13 protein-coding genes are annotated in these 17,220 nt (G+C 67.5%); 4 read left to right on the top strand and 9 right to left on the bottom strand.

The features are described 5' to 3' along the window. Positions 1–26: 26 nt before the first annotated feature. The 3 genes from ACGFNI_RS15735 to ACGFNI_RS15725 form a co-directional block, all read right to left on the bottom strand. The gene (locus ACGFNI_RS15735) at positions 27–302 is read right to left on the bottom strand and encodes a hypothetical protein (protein WP_393684112.1); all 276 of its coding nucleotides are present in this window, start codon (positions 300–302) and stop codon (positions 27–29) included. Positions 303–1,026: 724 nt separating this feature from the next. Next, positions 1,027–3,129: a TIR domain-containing protein gene (locus ACGFNI_RS15730; RefSeq protein WP_393684110.1), complete on the bottom strand. Its 2,103-nt coding sequence runs from the start codon at positions 3,127–3,129 to the stop codon at positions 1,027–1,029. Between the two features lie 1,029 nt (positions 3,130–4,158). After that, positions 4,159–4,896, bottom strand: a complete 738-nt coding sequence (locus ACGFNI_RS15725; RefSeq protein ID WP_393684109.1) for a hypothetical protein — start codon at positions 4,894–4,896, stop codon at positions 4,159–4,161. A 1,247-nt stretch (positions 4,897–6,143) separates the two neighbouring features. On the opposite strand from ACGFNI_RS15725, the gene ACGFNI_RS15720 reads away from it, so the two are divergent. Continuing rightward, positions 6,144–7,238, top strand: a complete 1,095-nt coding sequence (locus tag ACGFNI_RS15720; protein WP_393684108.1) for a hypothetical protein — start codon at positions 6,144–6,146, stop codon at positions 7,236–7,238. A gap of 573 nt (positions 7,239–7,811) precedes the next feature. On the opposite strand, the gene ACGFNI_RS15715 is transcribed toward ACGFNI_RS15720, so the two are convergent. Then, on the bottom strand, positions 7,812–8,807 hold the full coding sequence (locus ACGFNI_RS15715) for a transcriptional regulator (RefSeq protein WP_393684106.1): 996 nt from the start codon (positions 8,805–8,807) through the stop codon (positions 7,812–7,814). A gap of 465 nt (positions 8,808–9,272) precedes the next feature. Between ACGFNI_RS15715 and ACGFNI_RS15710 the strand changes: the two genes are divergently transcribed. From ACGFNI_RS15710 to ACGFNI_RS15700, 3 genes are all read left to right on the top strand, one after another. Next, positions 9,273–9,830 carry an ATP-binding protein gene (locus ACGFNI_RS15710; protein WP_393684104.1) on the top strand — a complete coding sequence of 186 codons (558 nt, stop codon included), beginning with the start codon at positions 9,273–9,275 and terminating at the stop codon, positions 9,828–9,830. A 506-nt stretch (positions 9,831–10,336) separates the two neighbouring features. Then, positions 10,337–11,431: a radical SAM protein gene (locus ACGFNI_RS15705; RefSeq protein ID WP_393684102.1), complete on the top strand. Its 1,095-nt coding sequence runs from the start codon at positions 10,337–10,339 to the stop codon at positions 11,429–11,431. 26 nt (positions 11,432–11,457) lie between these two features. Then, positions 11,458–12,003 carry a class IV adenylate cyclase gene (locus ACGFNI_RS15700; RefSeq protein WP_393684101.1) on the top strand — a complete coding sequence of 182 codons (546 nt, stop codon included), beginning with the start codon at positions 11,458–11,460 and terminating at the stop codon, positions 12,001–12,003. Positions 12,004–12,093: 90 nt separating this feature from the next. On the opposite strand, the gene ACGFNI_RS15695 is transcribed toward ACGFNI_RS15700, so the two are convergent. The 5 genes from ACGFNI_RS15695 to ACGFNI_RS15675 form a co-directional block, all read right to left on the bottom strand. Next, positions 12,094–13,803 carry a relaxase/mobilization nuclease domain-containing protein gene (locus tag ACGFNI_RS15695; RefSeq protein ID WP_393684100.1) on the bottom strand — a complete coding sequence of 570 codons (1,710 nt, stop codon included), beginning with the start codon at positions 13,801–13,803 and terminating at the stop codon, positions 12,094–12,096. Then, positions 13,800–14,144, bottom strand: coding sequence for a plasmid mobilization relaxosome protein MobC (locus ACGFNI_RS15690; protein ID WP_393684098.1), 345 nt, complete (start codon positions 14,142–14,144; stop codon positions 13,800–13,802). Before ACGFNI_RS15690 ends, ACGFNI_RS15695 begins: the two co-directional genes overlap by 4 nt. Positions 14,145–14,512: 368 nt before the next feature. Next, on the bottom strand, positions 14,513–15,340 hold the full coding sequence (locus ACGFNI_RS15685; protein ID WP_393684637.1) for a DUF2637 domain-containing protein: 828 nt from the start codon (positions 15,338–15,340) through the stop codon (positions 14,513–14,515). 145 nt (positions 15,341–15,485) lie between these two features. Next, positions 15,486–16,193 (bottom strand): ATP-binding protein, encoded by a 708-nt coding sequence (locus ACGFNI_RS15680; RefSeq protein WP_393684097.1) that lies wholly within the window; start codon positions 16,191–16,193, stop codon positions 15,486–15,488. Further along, positions 16,190–17,104, bottom strand: a complete 915-nt coding sequence (locus ACGFNI_RS15675) for a hypothetical protein (RefSeq protein WP_393684095.1) — start codon at positions 17,102–17,104, stop codon at positions 16,190–16,192. Before ACGFNI_RS15675 ends, ACGFNI_RS15680 begins: the two co-directional genes overlap by 4 nt. Between the last annotated feature and the right edge of the window lie 116 nt (positions 17,105–17,220).

The raw sequence follows: 17,220 nt of genomic DNA, 5'->3' as shown, positions 1-17,220 counted from the left end.
TGCAACGCAAGCGGCGGACGGCCGAGCTACACGCCAGGAGCGCCCTTGCCGCGCTCCACCCCGTCCTCCCGGTGGCAGACGCAGCGAATGTCGCCGACCGATCCGTCAGGGAATAGAGGGAGGAGTCGCGCGGGAAACTCCACCACAGTCTCGTGCTCAGGTACCGCGATCGGCAGCAGCCGTTCGAAATCGGTCACCTTCCACGACTGCAGAAGGTATGTCTTGGTGCTGTCGTCGTAGTAAAGCGTGGGGCTCTGTCCGATCTGACTCTCCGGGTCTCGGCACAGCTCATGCAGGGCCACGGGATCCTCCCTAAACGTGGCGGTTTCAATCCGAGAGCCAAGCGTTACCCGCCCGAACGCCCGACGGGCGCTTCTGTCAAAAATTTCAAGGCCACCCCCGAAACGCGTTCAAAATTTCAGCGAATTTCTGCATGGCCGCCCGAAATGATCTATTTTGAGATCTTAAATCACTCCTTTTGGGTCATGTCTCTCTGCCTGTACGTATGAATTCCACCGAGGGTGAGGCGTCGTACCGCCCACCCTCGAACGTCCACCGCTCCAGCTCAATACGATCATTCGTTCGGTTTACGTAGGGCGTGTCGCCGCGTGGAACGCCCGCCGCTTGTCGTAGCCCGCGGATGAACCCGTGACTGCCTCCGTGAAGGGAGGTTCACGGAGGGTGTCGCCGCGGCTGCGACAGCCCCAGATCCCAGCTGTTGGGTGGAGCAGTTCCAGGCGACGGGCTCGTTCAGGCCCGATTAGGCGGGCAGCACCGGATTTCCCATACCGGCGATCTTGTGGGCTGCCCGACGCGCCGTGGCGATCCGGTCCCGAGATGGAACGCGGACCACCGTGGCGGCGAGCGCCTCCCACATGTTGACGGTCTTTCCCTCGCCAGGCCGGCGAGCAGCGTTTCTTGTGTCAGAACCGCAGGCTGTCACTGCTGAGGGCGGCGAGAGATGTGAGAGGTCTGCTGCTCAGCGGTTGAGGCGGGGTGGTCGCCACATCACAGGCTGCGCGGCGTTCATTCGGCGACCGCGGCGAGCAGATCCGCTCCCGAAAGTTCCCCCAGACCGGTCGTGATGTCGGTGAGCGGCTCGCGCAGCGCGGCCAGGGCGCTGCGCATCTCCGCCGCTCGTTCCCAGCGACGTTCGTGCTCGATGCTGCTCATGGCGACGGGGCGGCCTGCTTCGTGAACTTCCAGCGCCGGATGCCACGTGCTGAGGAAGGGGCGCAGCAGGTCATTGACCAGGCCGGCAACCATGTGCGGGAGGCGGGAGGCGGAGGCTTGCGGGCCGAGGCGATGGAGACCGTCTCGTGCCGTCGTGAACACGGAGTGCAGCGAGGTGAGGGCTTCTCGGAGCGAGCCCTGGCCGTCGGCCAGCGGCTGGACTCCGACGCGCAGCGCCAACTCGACCTGAAGGTCGAACGCGACGGCCCGCTCCACGTCATTGGAAGGAGACGGCGGCTGGGAACGCACGGGAGACTCCTGTGCCGTAGTCGGAGTGCTTCGGGCCTCCAGCATAGGAGCCGACCACGATTCCACCAGGATGCTGAGCAAAGCCTGCCGCAGGTCTTCCTGTCGTGTGATGTCCCCGTCGTGACGTCGCACGGCCCGTGCGACGAGGGGGTGGATGCTCCAGGTGTGGTCGCCGGGACTGGGCGGCCGGACGGTGCCTTCGCCGATGAGGGCGTCCGTCCCCTCGGTGACGCGGTGGACTGCTTCAGCGGGGCGGAGACCGTCGACGCGGGACAGCGTCTGTTCCATGGGGCCTTCGCCGAGCGCGGTGGGATGTACGACAGCCAGCATGCGCAGCACGTCATTGGCCGGCGTACGCGTCTTGATGATGCGAGGCAGCAGCGGGGACGGGGGTGCCGAGCGACCGGAGTACGCCGCACGTTCCCAGCGCAGGAGGGCATCGGTGCTGTTGCTGTGCAGCAGTCGCCGCAAGCGCGCCGCATTCTCGTGGGCCATGCGCTCGGCTACGAGGTCCAGGGCGACAGGGTGCCCGCCCAGATCGCGGAGCATGTCCACAGCGACCTCCCGCTCCTCCCGGCCCGTGGGCCGACGGCGCGAGGTGAGGAGGTCGTAGGCATCCGGATCGGGCAGCGGACCCAGATCGAGCGGCTCGGCGGATCTTCCGTAGTGGCGCGAACGAGTGGTGAGAAGCGTGGCGGCGAGCATGTGCGGGCCGTAGAGCAGGGCGAGTTGTTCGTGGGAGAGCCCGTCAGGGATTCCGTCGAGCACCCACAGAAAAGGCATGTTGCGTTCGCCCAGCGCGAGGGCGAGATGACTGAGCAAGGCCGGCAACGACTCGGTGCCTGTGTGGATACCGAGGGCCGATGCCACGGTGCGTACTTGGCGGAAGTAGCCGTCCAGCGTGAGATCGGCCGCGTCGGGACCGGTCGCGTGCAGGTCGAACCAGTAGACGCCACCCGGGAAGGACGGAGCGAACTGCAAGGCGTATTCCTGCGCCAGAAGCGACTTTCCGATACCGGGCATGCCCCGCACCACCGCCGCACGCCCATGGCCGACCTGGGACACCAGCGGCGCGCGATGGCGGTGCAGCGCCGTGTGCAGATGCCATTGCTCGGCCAAGCGCCCGGTGAACCACCGGGAACCGGACGGCATGGGGGCGGGCAGCCATGTTGCCTGTGACGGACCGGGTGTACAGCCCAAAGGTCCCGTCAACTCGCCTACGTAAGACGAGACCCGGGCTGCCAGAAGGTTCGCGGCCTCGTCACCCCGGACGCCGGGCCAGTGCCTGGCGTCACGCAGTTCCAGTGGATGGACGTGGTCGGCGGTGCGCTCCGGATTGATGATCAGGATGCGTCGCCGGGGATCCCCTTCGCGTTGCCCGGCTTGGAACGCGTAGGTCAGCTCCCACTGGCATGCGCGTCTCCGTGGGTACTCCTCCGAATACAGCGCGAGCAGCGCTTTCGAACGGGAGAGGGCGTGGGAGATGGTGGCCGTGATGCCGGCGAAGTCGTCGACTGCGGTGTCGTCCACGAAGACTCGCAGACCGCGGTGGCGCAGGGCACGGGCCAGCGGCCTCAGAAGATCCGCGTCGGACCGGCTGTAGCTGACGAAGACATCCCACTCCGCCTCGCGTTGCTGCCGATCCATGCCAGTCCCTTCCTGTTGCCGTGTCTGGACGTAGTGTGCCCGAGCGGAGATTCGGTCCAGTATCGTGGCGGCCCAGTCGATGGGTGCGACACGACGTGGGGGGATGGCGTGCCGAGGCGGAAGAGCATGGGGCGACCGACGGAGGTCGCCGTCAAGTTCTCAGTACCGTTCGTCGGAGAGATCAGCGGTACCTGGCGCCCGGACGACGCGGAGCGGAAAGCTGCATGGGAGCTTTACGTCGAGTTGATCACGCGTGTAAGCGTGATCGAACTCGCTCCTTCCGAAGGCGTCTTGAGAGAGGCGCTGTCGTCGCAGTACACACTGTTCAACACCACCCGCGACATTCTGCGTCGCTACGGTCCCGATGTCGCTCCGCGGAGCAGGCAGGGCCAGATCACGTTCGGATCGCTCGCGGTCACTGTCCTCAACGCCGTGGTGCGCCCCCTTCTGACCCGTTGGCACCCCGCCCTCGCGGAGCACGAAGCGGCGAGGCTGCCCGGAGTCGCCCCTCAGCAGCACGAGCAGGGGTGGGAGCACGAAGCCGAGCTGCGAGAGCAGCTGCGGCTCTCCCGACGGGCCTTGGCGGACCTGGCCCGTGTCCTCGCAGAAGTGGCCGGAGCCGCAGACCTTTTGGCCCCTACATCACCGCGACCCCCGAATCAGCGGGGGGGGGGGCTTAGGAAGCAGGGACGGCCGGCCGCCTGGGAGGGACGATCCTGCGTAGGCAGGGGGCGTTGCTCGCACGGCCACGCTGGGAGGCGCGTTCGATCAAGAGGGTATTTGGCCCCCAGAGCAGCGAAGGGGCGGGGCGGGGGCGGTCACGGCCAGGCATCGTGGCCTGCCCTTCACGCTGGGCCTCCACTACTCCCTGAGCGCCAGGAAGAGTACAGCAGCTCCAATGCTGTCGCCAGGCCCACGAATTGGTCAGGTTGCACCCGCAACACGAGCGCAGTGGGCAGGACAGATGCGAACGCAAGCAGGTCGTGGACGCGGTGCTAATGCAGACTTCTCTTACGTTCTGCGTAGGGATCAATGACCAGTATTCTGCCATCCGTTGCGTGCCTGCCTCGTCGAGGGTATGCACTTATCAGTGGGCTTTTCCTCTGGCGTGATCCTCACTTGTTCGGCTGGGATCCGGAGCGGCCTCGCAGTGGCATGGTTCCAGAGGACGACGTACCTGTCGGCGACTCCGAAAGAGATGTACGGATCGGCGGGCTGCAATGTTCCGCCCTCTTCATTCAGTCGGTTTGTCGGGACTGTGGGGGCCACACACACCCACTCGGGTGAGAGGCCGAAATATTTGGGAGGAATGGCATTTTGAAGGGCGGCCTGCCTAACCTTTTCCGCAGCACGTTTTGGTGAATTTAACGTTGACTGAGCCGTGGAGGTGAGACTAAAGGCGAGGAGTAATGTCAGGAAGAGGCCGCCGAAGTAGCTGTTGCGGCGCACGAAGTGAAAGTAGCGAAGGATAGACCAACCAGCGGCGAGGAATAGGGTCGTGCCGAGAGAAGGCCAAATCAATTTAATTGACGAGGCAATCTGCCAGATTCCGCTGACTGATGTCTCCTCCTGGCTGAGTGATAGTTCGTCTGCATAGGCGTCGTGCAGAATGCGTCCCGTGACGGGAAGCGCTGCTATGGCGAAGGTGGCGATGAGAGGAAATGCTCCAGCCAGCAGACCCTGCCAATGCCAGCGGCGTACCAGCAATACAAGGCCGATGATGTAATAAGTGAGGGCGCTGACTCCCACGGCGGTGTTGTGCGTCATGCCTCCGTACAGCCCCGGCGCTCCGTAGACGTAGGAAACTGCCAAGAGAGTGCCCAGAACGGCACAGAATACGGAGCTGCGCCAGGTGCGTCCCATAGGTAGCGTCAGTGCCGTCCACCACGCGACGCCAGCACATGCTAGAGCCAGGAACGAAAGTGTGGCATTTGTGACGAAGCCAGTGCCGCGGGCCAATACCAGTAACAACGCCATTGCGAATAACGGGCCGATGAATAGTGCCAACCCCCTGTTGAGGGCGTCCTCGCGTTGTGGTCTTACGCCAGCGCGTCCTCGACCGTCGAGCGGTCGCACTCCAACGTCTGAACGGGGAGTGTCATAGTTCAACTTCTGGGAAAGTAGCAGCGCGGCGCCTTTACTGCTATGTATTCGCTGCTGAAGGTCGAAGAGTCCGGCTCGGACTGCCGTTTCGTATGCCCCCCTACGTAGCCACCAGATTGGCTGCTCCCAGGTGAGGGTGTCGCTTGGAGCTGCACCCCTACTAAGGTGATTCGTTGAGTGAACTTGCCATTCGGGCTGGATGACGCGATCGGTCTCTGCGTGTTGAAACACGCGGCCGTAGAGCACGATCTGGGCGCGCTTCCCGACGTCAGCGATTTGCCAGGACGCCTCACGAGCTGCGCGCCACGATGATCCGGCAACTGGTACGTCAACCCAGCGGAAGCAGGAATCTGAGACATCGGCTTCCAACGCCCGTCGGGTAACACGCTTTTCTTTGGAGGTGGGAAGCCGACATGCCCAGCCCAGCCCGTCGAAGGCCGCTACCGCTTTCCGCCACTGATCCGGACCACCCTGTATCTCGACCAGCGTCGTAACCACACAGTCGGCGTCGGCGCGGGGCATCGGCATCTCCTTTGGTCTGGTTGATGAAGCAAGGAGTATCGGCTGCAGTGCAGTATTGAGGGTCGCAAAGGAGTTACTAACCTTGCGGCTTGACGGGGGGCAAGGTCCTGCGTGAACCTCCAGTAAGGGTTGGGGTGGCAGGCTTGCAGCGCCCGGGCGCTGGGATCCCCGCTGTATCTGCGTGCGCCGCTATGACCCATGTCTTGGAGCCTGGTGGCGTTCCCTGTGATGACGGCCTTCCGCAACTGTTCGCCATCCTCGTACTCCGTCAACAAAGCGCGCTACCAATCGACATGACGCACGTTAATCCTTTCATGACCTCTGCCGCTTACGAACCTCGGCTCGGCCACACCTCCATCTCGGCGAGTGGAGAACTACCGTGTGACACCGTGCTTCTACGTGCCATCCACGCAGAAGAGGTTGGCAAGGACCACTTGCGGATCCGCACCGATGCTGAGGCGCTGGCTGGGATTGCCGATTTTCCGGAAGCTGCCCAGATGCTACGTGCGCGGCGTGGGTATCTGGCCGATTCACCACAGAACCGTGCCATGGCTGAGAAGCTGCGCGTTCGACCGTGGGACTTCGGGATCACGGGTTCCGTCGTGTTCGGTGCCGAGGCTGGGGTCTGGCACCCAGGTGGGGCGCCAGACTCCGGACTTCTCGAGTTGCTGGGTGCAGAGTGCATCGATGGGTTCCAGCGCTTGGTCATCATCGCCCACGTAGCCAGGGAGGTGCTGGCACCTGGGCATCTGAGCCAAGCCCTGATCGATGTCGACATCATGACAGGCCCGCTCCGTCACCGAGTGCGAGCCGAGCACGACCACTCGTCTGACTACTGCAACCCCGGCACAGCGCAGGACTGCCTCATTAGAGACGTGAACCTGCGGCGTGTGACGGCTCAGTTCAAGGCGGATGGAGTCTTCTTTGATGTCCGTCGTGGACATGTCGCCGGGCCCAACGCAAAGAGGTACACCATTGACGAGGCCACCATGGCGCTTGCATTCTTCAGTGCGGCCCCGAGCCTGGCTCTCGCTCATCAGATGCTCACACCCGAGGGTAGGGAAGCGCTTTGGAGCGCCCCTTCCAGTCAGGGCTATCGAAGTTTGTTCAACGAGGGAACGCAGGCTGTCGGAGTCCACCGTGCCATCGAGCTGAGCAGAGTCGTACACGAGGTTGTTGTCGGCCTCGCGAAGGTGCACCGGCGCCGGCACGAACACCTGCTGCGTGACGCGCCGTATCTGGTGCTCTGGTTGATCGCGAGGAAGCTGCCGTTGGCCGGGCTTCACAAAGATCAGGACGAAGCGAATTGCCCGAACTGGAGAGAGATTTCCGACGCTCTCGCGGATTCACTGACCGAAGAGACGGCCTTCCAGCTGATCAGAGCGTACTCATCAGCGCGTCGAAACATCAACCGCTACACGGATTTGCACGAACTTTCGGAGTGGCGCTCGGTGCTGCATGCGGCGGGGGTTGCCACCAGGTGATCAGGCGCCCACACCATGCTCCAGGCCAGCCTTGCTGACAGAGTGACCCGAGCCCGGTGTTCGCCTGCATACACGGTGATCCGTTGCATTCCGCACAGGCACAAGACTCGCTGCGGGGCGCTCGCGCTGAGGTGATGCCGGGGCCACAAGGAGGTCGGCCCTTACGTAACGGCGAGCTTCTTGGCTACCGAGACGCACGAGGAGCGCAGCTCGGTCGGCTCTGTATGTATCTCGCTGGATCTTTGCCATTGCCGTTCGTGCTCGATGGAGCTGACGTTCGCCGGGCGGAGGGCCCCATGCTTCTGGAGTGCGGGATGCCAGGGGCAGAACGTATATACCGGTTGGTAAGGGCCGAGGCGATGCCAGCAGGATGAGCAGGGTCGGAGTCTCGGCGGTACGCGGCACCGGGTGGCGGGGGATGGTCGGACCAGAAGAGGGGCAGGGCCGCAAGCGCCTCGACAGACGGGCCACCGATGGGGTGCATCTCTGCCGCAGGCATGGCGTAGAAGTTCTGCGGCATCTCACCCTTGCGGCGCCCCGACCGATCCAGGGGATCGGAAATGTGACCGCGAGCTACGCCGCCAGCGCCGCGATCCGCTCGGATGCCTCCCTGACCTTCGCTTCCCGCTGGTGAGGCCGGAACGCCCGACGGACCTCTTCGAGGCGTTCCACGCCGCGGCGGGAGTGGATGCCCTGGTCGATGAGGTCGGCGGCCTTGTGGGTGGCTTCGAGTGCGCCGTCGAGGTCGCCGGTTTGTTGGTGGGCCAGGGCGAGGGTGCCGTAGCGGACGGCGCGGTCGCGGGGTGCGGCTTCGGTGACGGAGCGTTCCAGTGCGGCGGTGGCCTTTTCGGCCTGTCCGGTGGCGAGGAGGAACCGGCCTTCGGTGGAGCGGAGTTGGGCCTCGCCGAACCATTCGAGGTAGGCGGGGGTGTCGGAGTGGTCGTCGCGGCCGAGTGCGTCGAAGGCACGGTTGAGAGCCGCGGCGGCCTGCCGTTTGTCGCCGGCCTTGCTGTAGACGGTCGTCTGGTGGGCGGCGAGGGACGCCTGCATCACGGCGGGTACGCGGTTGCGGACGGCTTCGGCGGTGTCCATCAGGCCGACAGCGGCGCGTTGTTCACGCTGGCCGGCCGCCTGGGTTGCCATGAAGCACAGGGTGTGGGCGCCGAGGGTGTCGTCGCCTGCGACCTTGGCCGAGCGGAGGGCGGCGGTGTAGTGCTGCTGTGCGGCGCTGTGGAGGCTGGCGTCGTAGCTCATCCAGCCGAGCAGGCAGCAGACCTCGGCGGCCAGGACGTAGAGACGCTGGGCGGTCTCTTGCGAGTAGCGGCTGTTCTCCAGCATGGTCGTGATCAGCCGCAGGTCCGTGCGCGCGGATTCCAGGAAGTCGCCGCCGCCCGATTCCTGCTCCATGCCCCGCAGGGATTCGACCCTGTCGCGCATGCGGTCCACGGTGGCGGGGGTGACCCGGTCGCCGGTCGCGGCAGCGGCGATCGCCGGTTCGGCTGCTGCCCATTGGGTGCCGATGCCCACGAGCGCCACACCGCCGATTCCGAGAAATGCCCTCCGGTCCATTGGTCCACTCCCAGCAAGTGAGGTCAGGGATTTCAGCGTAGCCCCCTGCGTCCAAGGGGCGGCAAAGTCGTACCCGTTCCAGGCGGGGAGCCAGCACGGCCAAGGGGCGGATGCGCGTGCCGAGTCGGGTACCTGGAGCACTCTCGCGATCACGGCTTGGGTGATGTCGTCCGGTGCGTGATCGCCGCGTTCCCATTTGAAGACGGTCGAGCGGGTGGTCCCCAGGTTGTAGCCCAGGGCTCTGCCCTGGGAGCGGACCATTTCGGCGAACTTGGTTTTCCCCAAGCCTGCTTCGGCTCGTGCGTGCGCGAGTGGATGCCGCACTGTTTTCTGTGGACGGCCGGTCATCAGGGGCTCCCGTCGTGGCCTGACTGCCGCTTCAACTTAACGCTGCGCTCCGCCTTCCGCGCTGCCGCTGCGTGGCGTTGAAACCCCCTTGAAACCTTATGAGTTGGGGGCACGCGGGTGGATGGTCGTACCTCGCCCGGACCTCCCGGGCACGGCGAGCGACGGAACGAGGTGCGATCCCCTGTGCCCCGACGACTCCTGGGAACGACTGCATACGGCTTTCGGGTGGTGCCGACCGGCGAGTCGGTCGGAGAAGCGCGACGGCGGGTTGTGGAACTCGTACGCGGCTGGTGTCTCGGCTTCACGGATGACGAGCTGGCGGACATACGGCTGCTGACCGGTGAGGTCGTCGCCAACGCCGTGACCCATGCCGCTGCGGCATGCGCGGTGTGCGTGCGTACGGCCGCCGGCGGCGGGGTGCGGGTCGAGGTGAGCGACACCCGTCCGGAGTTGCCGCACCTCACGGTTGCCGGGTCGGGGGCGGAGGCGGGCCGGGGCCTTCAGCTCGTCGCGGCCCTCGCCACTGCCTGGGGAGTGACCCCGGGCCCCGACGGAAAAGTGGTCTGGTTCGAAGTCGCGCCTGCCAGCGGGCCGCCCCGGACGCATGCATGCGCCTCGCCCAGGGAGCGCAGGGCACACACGCCTCTTGCTGTTCCACGCGGTGCCGGCGCCTAGCCAACCGCCTCGCGCTTTCAACCACCGGTCCTCGAACGACGCACCTACCTGGAAGAAGGCCGCCTCCTGTGCGGCGAATCCTCACGAGTCCTCACGAGAAAGGCTTATTTGTGAATTCCCTGGCCGTGATCGCGCAACGCGCGTATGCCCGTGCCTCCGCCCACCGAAGCGACCCCGTCGCGACTGCCCTGGGCTGGCCGTGGGCCCTCGGGGCCGGCGCGACGGTGATTCTGCTGATTCAGGTCGTCCGGAACGATCTGGGGCACCACGCAGTGGAAGCTCCCCGCGCCCCGTACGCGGCACCCGACCAGATCGCCGTCCGCACCTGATCGCCCCTGGCCCTCATCCCCGTCGGCCCCTCCCACGTAGACGTCCGTGCCGGCGGATGAGGCCGGCTTCTGCTCCCCGCCCACTCGGATCCCACCCGTGCCTCCCCGCATGGGCGCCCTGCCGGGCGGGAGCGCACGTCTCACTCTCACCCGACCGATATGGAGGAGCAACGCCAGATGTTCCAGCACCGCGCCTTACGCGGCCTCAGTAGCACCGTCCCCGTCCGCGTCGAGATGGACCGGACCCTCCGCGTCAAGGTGATCGACGCTTGCGGCATGACCTGCACGTTCTGCCACAACGAAGGAACGCCGGTCAGCGCCGACAACCACGCGGACCACGTCGGCGAGTTCGGCGCCGCGGGCCGCTCCGGACGCGTCTCGATCTACCTCGCCACGAACGGGGCGCGTTTCGCCTCGGCCCCCGTCTTCCCTGATCCGGCGTTCCGCTCGGCCCTGGTCCAGCTCAGGGACGCCCTGGGCTTCGACGAGGTCCACCTCACCGGCGGGGAGCCGACGCTCCACCCGCGATTACCGCAGATCGTCGCCCTCGCCCGGGAAGCCGGCTACACGGCCAGCGTCACCTCGAACGGCGAGAACGGGCGCAGGATCCTGCCCGAATGCGCCGCCGCCGGGCTCGACCACGTCAACTTCTCGGTCTTCGGCACCACACCGGAGGAGCTGGCCCAGGTGCAGAACCTCCGGTACCGGGCGCGGTCCCTGGCCGCGCGCAAGATCGAGTCCCTGGAGGAGTCGATCCGGGTGTCCCTTGAACTCGGGCTCGGGACACGGGCGAACGTCGTCATTCCGAATGAACACCACGTTCGGCGCGTCCACCACTTGCTGGAGAAGTACTCGCCGCAGTTGTCCGTCCGTGTCCTGTCATCACTGGCCGACGGAGACGACTCCCTCGACGCCATCGACCTGCTGTTGGACGGACTCCGTGCGCGGCCAACGGAAGTCCGGCTGATCGCCGGCACCTCCGGCTTCCGGGTCGCCTACCAGCTCCCCAACGGCCGCCCTCTCATCGTCAAGCACATCCGTCCGCTGCGGCTTCCCGAGACCTGCGTGGGCTGCCGGTTCAACAACAGCGTTGACTGCCACGAGGGTTACTACGGAGTGCGGCTCTACCGCGACCGGCATGGCAACTTCCACGTAGGCATATGCATTCAGCGCATGGACCTCTGCCTGCCTGTGGAAGAGTTCGTGACCGGCGGCGTGTCCAGCGAGATCCGAAAGATGCGCGAGCAGGACTTCCACGAACTGACCGCGTAATAACCACCGTTGGAGGAAACAGGAAAATGGCGGACCACGAGTACGAAGCGAAGTTCCTGGAGATCGACGTGGAGGCCCTGCGCGACCACCTGCGCGACGCCGGTGCAGAGCAGATCTTCCCCAAGACGATGTTCACCCGGCTGATCTTCGAGAACGACGCCGTCCAGGGCGAGCAGTGGCTGCGGCTCCGCGACGAGGGCGGCAAGACCACGCTCACCCTCAAGCAGGTCACCGACGCGAGCCACATCAACGGCACCACCGAGATCGAGATCGAGGTCAGCGACCTCAACAAGACCGCAGAACTCCTCGGGGCTCTTGGACTGCGGCAGGTGCGCTTCCAGCAGAACTACCGCGAGGAGTGGCAGCTCGACGGCGTCACCTACGACTTCGACACCTGGCCCGACCTGCCCACCTTCCTGGAGGTCGAGGGGGCGTCGGAGGCCGCAGTCCGAAGCGCCGTCGCCGCGCTCGGACTGGACTACGCCGAAGCCCGGTTCGGCAGCGTCGACCTGATCTACAAGAGCGAACTGAGCCGGGACATCCTGGCCCAGCCCACGCTTCTGTTCGCGTAGGCCGTCGGCTCTTCCGGGGGACCGTGCCTGCCTTGGGCGGGCGCGATCCCCCGGGCCGACGGTGTCCTGGAGCTGCTCGTCCTGTCGTGATCAGCGGCGTTGTTGCTGGGGCACACCCTGGCGTACGCCGGCAACAGGGGCGGCGACGGGATTGCTGTGCGGTGGCTGGTGCCGGGGCGCGGTCGCGGGTGGGGTGATGTAGCCAAGGTGGTGCAGTCGCCAGATCAGGACGTCGCTGATCGAGTCCACGCTGCCCAGTTCGCGCTGTGCGGCGGCCTTGGTCAGCAGGGCGATGGTGTCGTGGCCGGCGCGTTCGGCTTGGTCGAGGACGGCGGTCAGGGCGTCCCGGCCGGGCTCGGCTTGGAGACGGTCGGCAAGGTGGGGGATCGCGACGCGGATCGTGTGGGCGTGGCGGAGCCGGGCTTGGGCGGGCAGGTGCTGCCCGTAGGTGCGCATGGCGGCCAGTGGGGCGGTGGCGGTTGCCTGGTAGGCGGTGCGCAGGTGGTGTGCGGCCTGCTGGGCGGCCTCGGCCTGTTGGGCGTGGCCTCGGGCTGCGTGCCAGCGGGCGGCGGCGAGGACGGTCAGGATCATGATGTCGAGGACCAGCGCGGTGGCGGCGCCGTCCTGACCATGGCCGAGGGCGGGCCCGGAGTGGACGATCTGGTGGGCCGCGCGGCGCAGGGCGTACATCTCCTTCCTCTGGGCGTGGATGTGGGAGCGGGTGGCGCGCTCGAAGTGCCGTGCGGTTTCTCGTAGTTCGGCCTGGGTGGGCCCGAGTGAGGTCTGGGCGAGGGCGTCGATGACTTCGCCGGCCCCGATCAGATGGGCGGCTGCCGCGGTGTCGTCGTCGGATGCCATGGAGGCCAGGGCCGCGTCGGTGGCTTCGGCGGCGAAGTGGCGGGCGCGGACCGGTGCCGAGGCTCCGCTGCGTTCCAGGGCTGCGGGAAGCTCGGGCATGTCTGTGACGGCCGCGAACCGCTTGCGGATTTTGGGCAGGGACAGGTCGGGGGCGAGTTTGGAGCCGGAGAACCAGATGGGCTCCTGGTTGCCGTTGCGGTCGCCGGGCACGGCGACCGAGTAGCCCAGCACATCCCCGGAGGGTGCGATGCGCTTCTTGATCCGTACGCCTTCGGCGGTGAGCCGGTCGAAGAACTCGGTCTCGTCGGCGGCTCCCGCCAGGGCCCGGTGGACGTGTTCGCGCAGCAGCTCGCGTGAGGTGGCTGTCTGGCCGAGGCGTTCGGCTTTGTGCCGCTCTGCGCTGGTGGGGCGCTTGGCGGCGGTGCCGTCTCCTGGCGTGACACGGCGCAGTCCGTAGTCGGCTTCGATGCGGCGGCATTCGGTCTGGGCGCGGCGGGCTTCGTTGTGCCGGCGAGGGCGGCGGCCGTCGTCGCGCACCAGGGTGGCGATGATGTGGGTGTGGTCGTCGGCGTGGCGTATGGCTGCCCACCGGCATGCGGTCTCGTCGCCGTCGGGGGCGATGCCGGTGGCGGCGACCATGCGGCGGGCGATGGCTGCCCAGTCCTCATCCGACAGGACCGGGTCGCCGGGGGCGGCGCGGACGGAGAGGTGCCAGACGTGCTTGTCCGGGCGGCGCTGCTTGGGGAGGGCGTTGACGGGCTGGTCGAGCAGCTGCTGGAGCTGTTTGTAGGTGGCCTGGGGGTCGCGGCCGGGGTCGGGGGCGAGCGGGTCGAAGGCGGCGACCAGGTGCGGGTCGACGTGCTCTTCGTGGGTGCCGGGGCCGTAGAGGTAGCGGATCAGGCCGATCGTCTTGCTGCCCTGCTTGTGGATCTTCGGGATCATGCAGCCGCCTCACCGTCGTCGCGGTGGGCGAGCAGGGCGTCGGCGGCTTCGTCCATGCGGCGGGCCGCGTCGTGGACCGCCTGGGTGGTGGCGTCGAGGTGGGGCGAGTCGGCGCCGGAGTTGAGGGCCTTGGTGACCTGGTTGAAGAGGCCGTGGATGCGGCCCAGGTGCCGGCGGGCGGCGAAGATTTCGTTGATGACCTCCCGTTCGGTGGCGATCTCGGCGGCGGTGCGGGTCAGGTCGCGGGCGGCCTTGTCGACGGCGTAGGCGAGGAAGGCGGCGTTACTCATCTCGCACTGGTCGGCCGCCTTCGTGAGGCGCGCGAACTCGGCGTCGTTCATGCGGCAGCTGGGCTGGCGCAGACGCGGCTTCGGCTGGCGCGGGCGCTGACGCTTGTGTGAGAGGGAATCGGCCGGTCGATCCCCTCCAAGCTGCGAACCGCCCTCGGTCGCTGCCTGCCGGTCCGGTGCCCCCTGGCGCTGGGGCGCTCCCGCCACCCCCGGGGCGGGGTTCCCGGGAGCATTGCTCCCGGTACAACTTGCTCCGCCTGGGGCAGGGGTGGTGGTTGCCTCCCGACGGTCGATGTCGGGCTTGTCGTGCTGGTGGTGCATGTGCGGCTCTTCCAAGGGGTGTTGGTGGGATTGAGGCGACGCGTTGCGCCCGCCCACGCCTGAGCAGGGCATGGCCGGGCGGGGTGCGGCTTGGGGAGTCAGGCGGCGCGGGCGGGAGTGTGGTCGAGGTCGGCTTGGAGGCGGTGGGTGACCTCGGTCAGGCGGTCCTTGCCGACGGGGTGGCCCTTGGCCCGGATGGCTGCTTCGACGTTGAGGCGTGAGACGCGGCCTGCGCGTCCTGTGAGGGCGGTGCGGCCGATGGCGAGGAGTTCGTCCATGGTGGCGCTGGGCTGGCGGCCTTTGGGCTTGGCGGGCGGCGCCGGGTCCTCCGCCACCTCGGCAGCATCTTCCGCCACATGTTCGGCGGGGCCTTCCGCCACATCACCGGCTGGGATGTCCGGTGTGGCCACCGGCTGTTCGGGACCGTCTGCGGTGTGGACGGTCTGCTGCGGGGCGTCGGCGCCGAGGTGGCGGTCGGCCGGCGCGATGTGGCGGTGCGGGACGTCGCCGTCCTGCGGCTGGTGCGTCGTGAGGTGGCGGCGGATGACGAGGTAGAGGTGAACAGCTCCGGCGAGGGCGAGCGGCGCGATGGCGGAGAGCGCGCCCACGGTGAGGTCGTCGAGGTGGAGGCGGGTGCGGTGGTTGAGGTGGATGGCGTGCAGGGCGTTGGCCCAGATGCTGGTGGCGGTGGCCAGTCCGACGAGCGCCCACACGTACAGGCGGGAGCGCAGCGGGGCGGTGCGCAGGGTGATCAGGGCGCAGATGCCGATGGCGATGAACCCGTCGATGACGAGCGGGAAGGCGTAGGTCAGCAGTCCGCTGATGTGGACGGCGACGGCCATCTGCCGCAGGGCGTCGTAGGAGAGGGCGAAGCCGATGGCGCCGAGCAGGGTGATGCCGACGCGGATCGCGGCGGTGTCCGGCATCGCCGTGGGAGTGGCGGTGGGGGAAGGCAAGCGGAGGCGCTCCAGGAGGGGGAGGGACGGCCTGGTGCCGACGGAGGAACGAGGGGTAAGCGCGGCGCGGGCGCAAGGGCCTGTTAATGGCCGGTGCGCAGGGCGCAAGGGCCTGTCAACAGGTGGGGCATCGCCTGCGGTCGTCGCCGCTGAGGATGACGCGGGTGGTCATCTCGGCGAGGCGGGAGGCGACGCGGTCGCCGACGGCTTCGCGCAGGTCGGCGATGCGCAGGTTGGTGGTGACCAGGGTCGGGAGCATGTCGTTGTAGCGGCGGTTGATCAGCCGGTACGTCAGCTCCTCGGTCCACTCCGAGGTCTTGGCCGCGCCGAGATCGTCGAGGATCAGCAGCGGGCAGCGGCCCAGAGCCCACAGGGCGCGCTCGGGATCGTGGCCCTGCCGGGGGCGCAGGCTTGCGTAGAGGTCGGCGGCGGTGGTGGCTTCCCAGAGCAGTCGGACGCCTGCGGCCAGCAGGGAGCGCACCGCGCCGTATGCCTGGTGGGTCTTGCCGGTGCCGGTGGGGCCGGCGATCAGCAGCGACGGGCCGTGCGCGATGCCCGGAGCCCCGCCGGGCCCTGGCCGCCCGGTGCGGGTGATCTCCTCCACCCAGGCGGTGACGTGAGGGTGTTCGGCGAGGGCGTTGCGGTACCGGACTGGTATGCGGGCGTCGGCCAGCTCCAGCGCGGTCACCGGCTCGGCGGGCGGCTCCGGAAGGGGCGCGGTGGGATCGATGCCGCGGTCGGTGAGGATCGCGTCGAGCCGGGCCAGGGCACCGACCCGTTGCGGCTCACGGGTGGTCGTGGTGGTCGTGGTGGCTGTGGTCACAGCTCACCCCCGTACGCGGCCTCGACGTCGGTGGGGTTGGTCCAGGGCCGGTGTGCCGCCCGTGCGGGCGACTGCGTGGCGTTCATCGCCTCGTTGACGAGGCTGGGCAGCACGCTGGGGCTCAGCCCCTTGGTCCGCAGACGGTCCAGCCCGGCCCGGATGTGTGTGGGGGCGATGCGCTCGCCGAGGAGCTGGTTGACCTCGCGTCCGAGGTGACCGAGGAATTTCTCGGGCGGGCGGTGGTCGCAGTCGGCGACGAATTCGCCGATCAGCTGCTGGGCCGAGACGGTGTCCGGCGCGGGGCCGCTCGCGGCCCCCACAGGTACTGATCCTAGATCCAGGATCCTAGGTCCTAGATCCGGACCGTGAGGGCTCACGGAGGACTCGGTGAGTCCTGGGCGCGGGCTCATGGAGGACTCACTGAAACCGCTTTGACCTGCGGCTTCGCGAGTCGCTGAGGGCTCACGCGGATCTCGGGAGTGCTCACCGACCCCTCCGCGAGCGTTCACGGATGACTCCGTGAGTGCTCCCTGCGGCGGCCGTGCGGACGCGCTGCGCGGCGCTCCGTCGTGGTGCGGGCAGGCGGGGTGGCGGACCCCGCTGGGCCGGTTGATCTTTTGGTGCCTGTGGAAGGTGACGATGTGCAGGTACCGCTTGCCGTCCTCGCCCTCGTAGCGGCAGATCAGGTCGGCGCCGACGAGCTGGGACAGGTCGTCCTCGACGCCCATGGGGCCGTGCTCGGGGCGAAGGGCCCACAGCAGGCCGGCGATGACGGCGGCCTGGTCGCGGAAGCGCCCGTGGTCATCGGCCTGGGTGAGCAGGCCGAAGAACGTCCGCTCGGCGGACAGGGAGACGGCGGCGAGGGACTCGGAAGCGAAGGCTTCCGGCTTGATGGTGCGGATGCGCGCCATGTCTACCGCCCCGCCTTCGCGGACGGGCGGCACGAGTGGGATGCGGGGGCAGTACGCGGGCACGTACTGTGGGGCATAGAGCTCCTCACACGGCAGGCCATCGGGGCGGCAACCCC

This window comes from Streptomyces sp. NPDC048644 (assembly GCF_043199105.1).
GTDB lineage: Bacteria > Actinomycetota > Actinomycetes > Streptomycetales > Streptomycetaceae > Streptomyces.
Note: the sequence above shows the minus strand (reverse complement) of the source record. Positions and strands in the feature narration are given on the sequence as shown.

What these genes read in the sequence shown, in the direction of transcription:
- ACGFNI_RS15730 (WP_393684110.1), bottom strand. Translation starts at nt 3,129, where the DNA reads ATGGATCGGCAGCAACGCGAGGCGGAGTGGGATGTCTTCGTCAGCTAC.
- ACGFNI_RS15725 (WP_393684109.1), bottom strand. Translation starts at nt 4,896, where the DNA reads ATGACGCACAACACCGCCGTGGGAGTCAGCGCCCTCACTTATTACATC.
- ACGFNI_RS15715 (WP_393684106.1), bottom strand. Translation starts at nt 8,807, where the DNA reads ATGGACCGGAGGGCATTTCTCGGAATCGGCGGTGTGGCGCTCGTGGGC.
- ACGFNI_RS15705 (WP_393684102.1), top strand. Translation starts at nt 10,337, where the DNA reads ATGTTCCAGCACCGCGCCTTACGCGGCCTCAGTAGCACCGTCCCCGTC.
- ACGFNI_RS15700 (WP_393684101.1), top strand. Translation starts at nt 11,458, where the DNA reads ATGGCGGACCACGAGTACGAAGCGAAGTTCCTGGAGATCGACGTGGAG.
- ACGFNI_RS15695 (WP_393684100.1), bottom strand. Translation starts at nt 13,803, where the DNA reads ATGATCCCGAAGATCCACAAGCAGGGCAGCAAGACGATCGGCCTGATC.
- ACGFNI_RS15690 (WP_393684098.1), bottom strand. Translation starts at nt 14,144, where the DNA reads ATGAACGACGCCGAGTTCGCGCGCCTCACGAAGGCGGCCGACCAGTGC.
- ACGFNI_RS15685 (WP_393684637.1), bottom strand. Translation starts at nt 15,340, where the DNA reads ATGCCGGACACCGCCGCGATCCGCGTCGGCATCACCCTGCTCGGCGCC.
- ACGFNI_RS15675 (WP_393684095.1), bottom strand. Translation starts at nt 17,104, where the DNA reads ATGGCGCGCATCCGCACCATCAAGCCGGAAGCCTTCGCTTCCGAGTCC.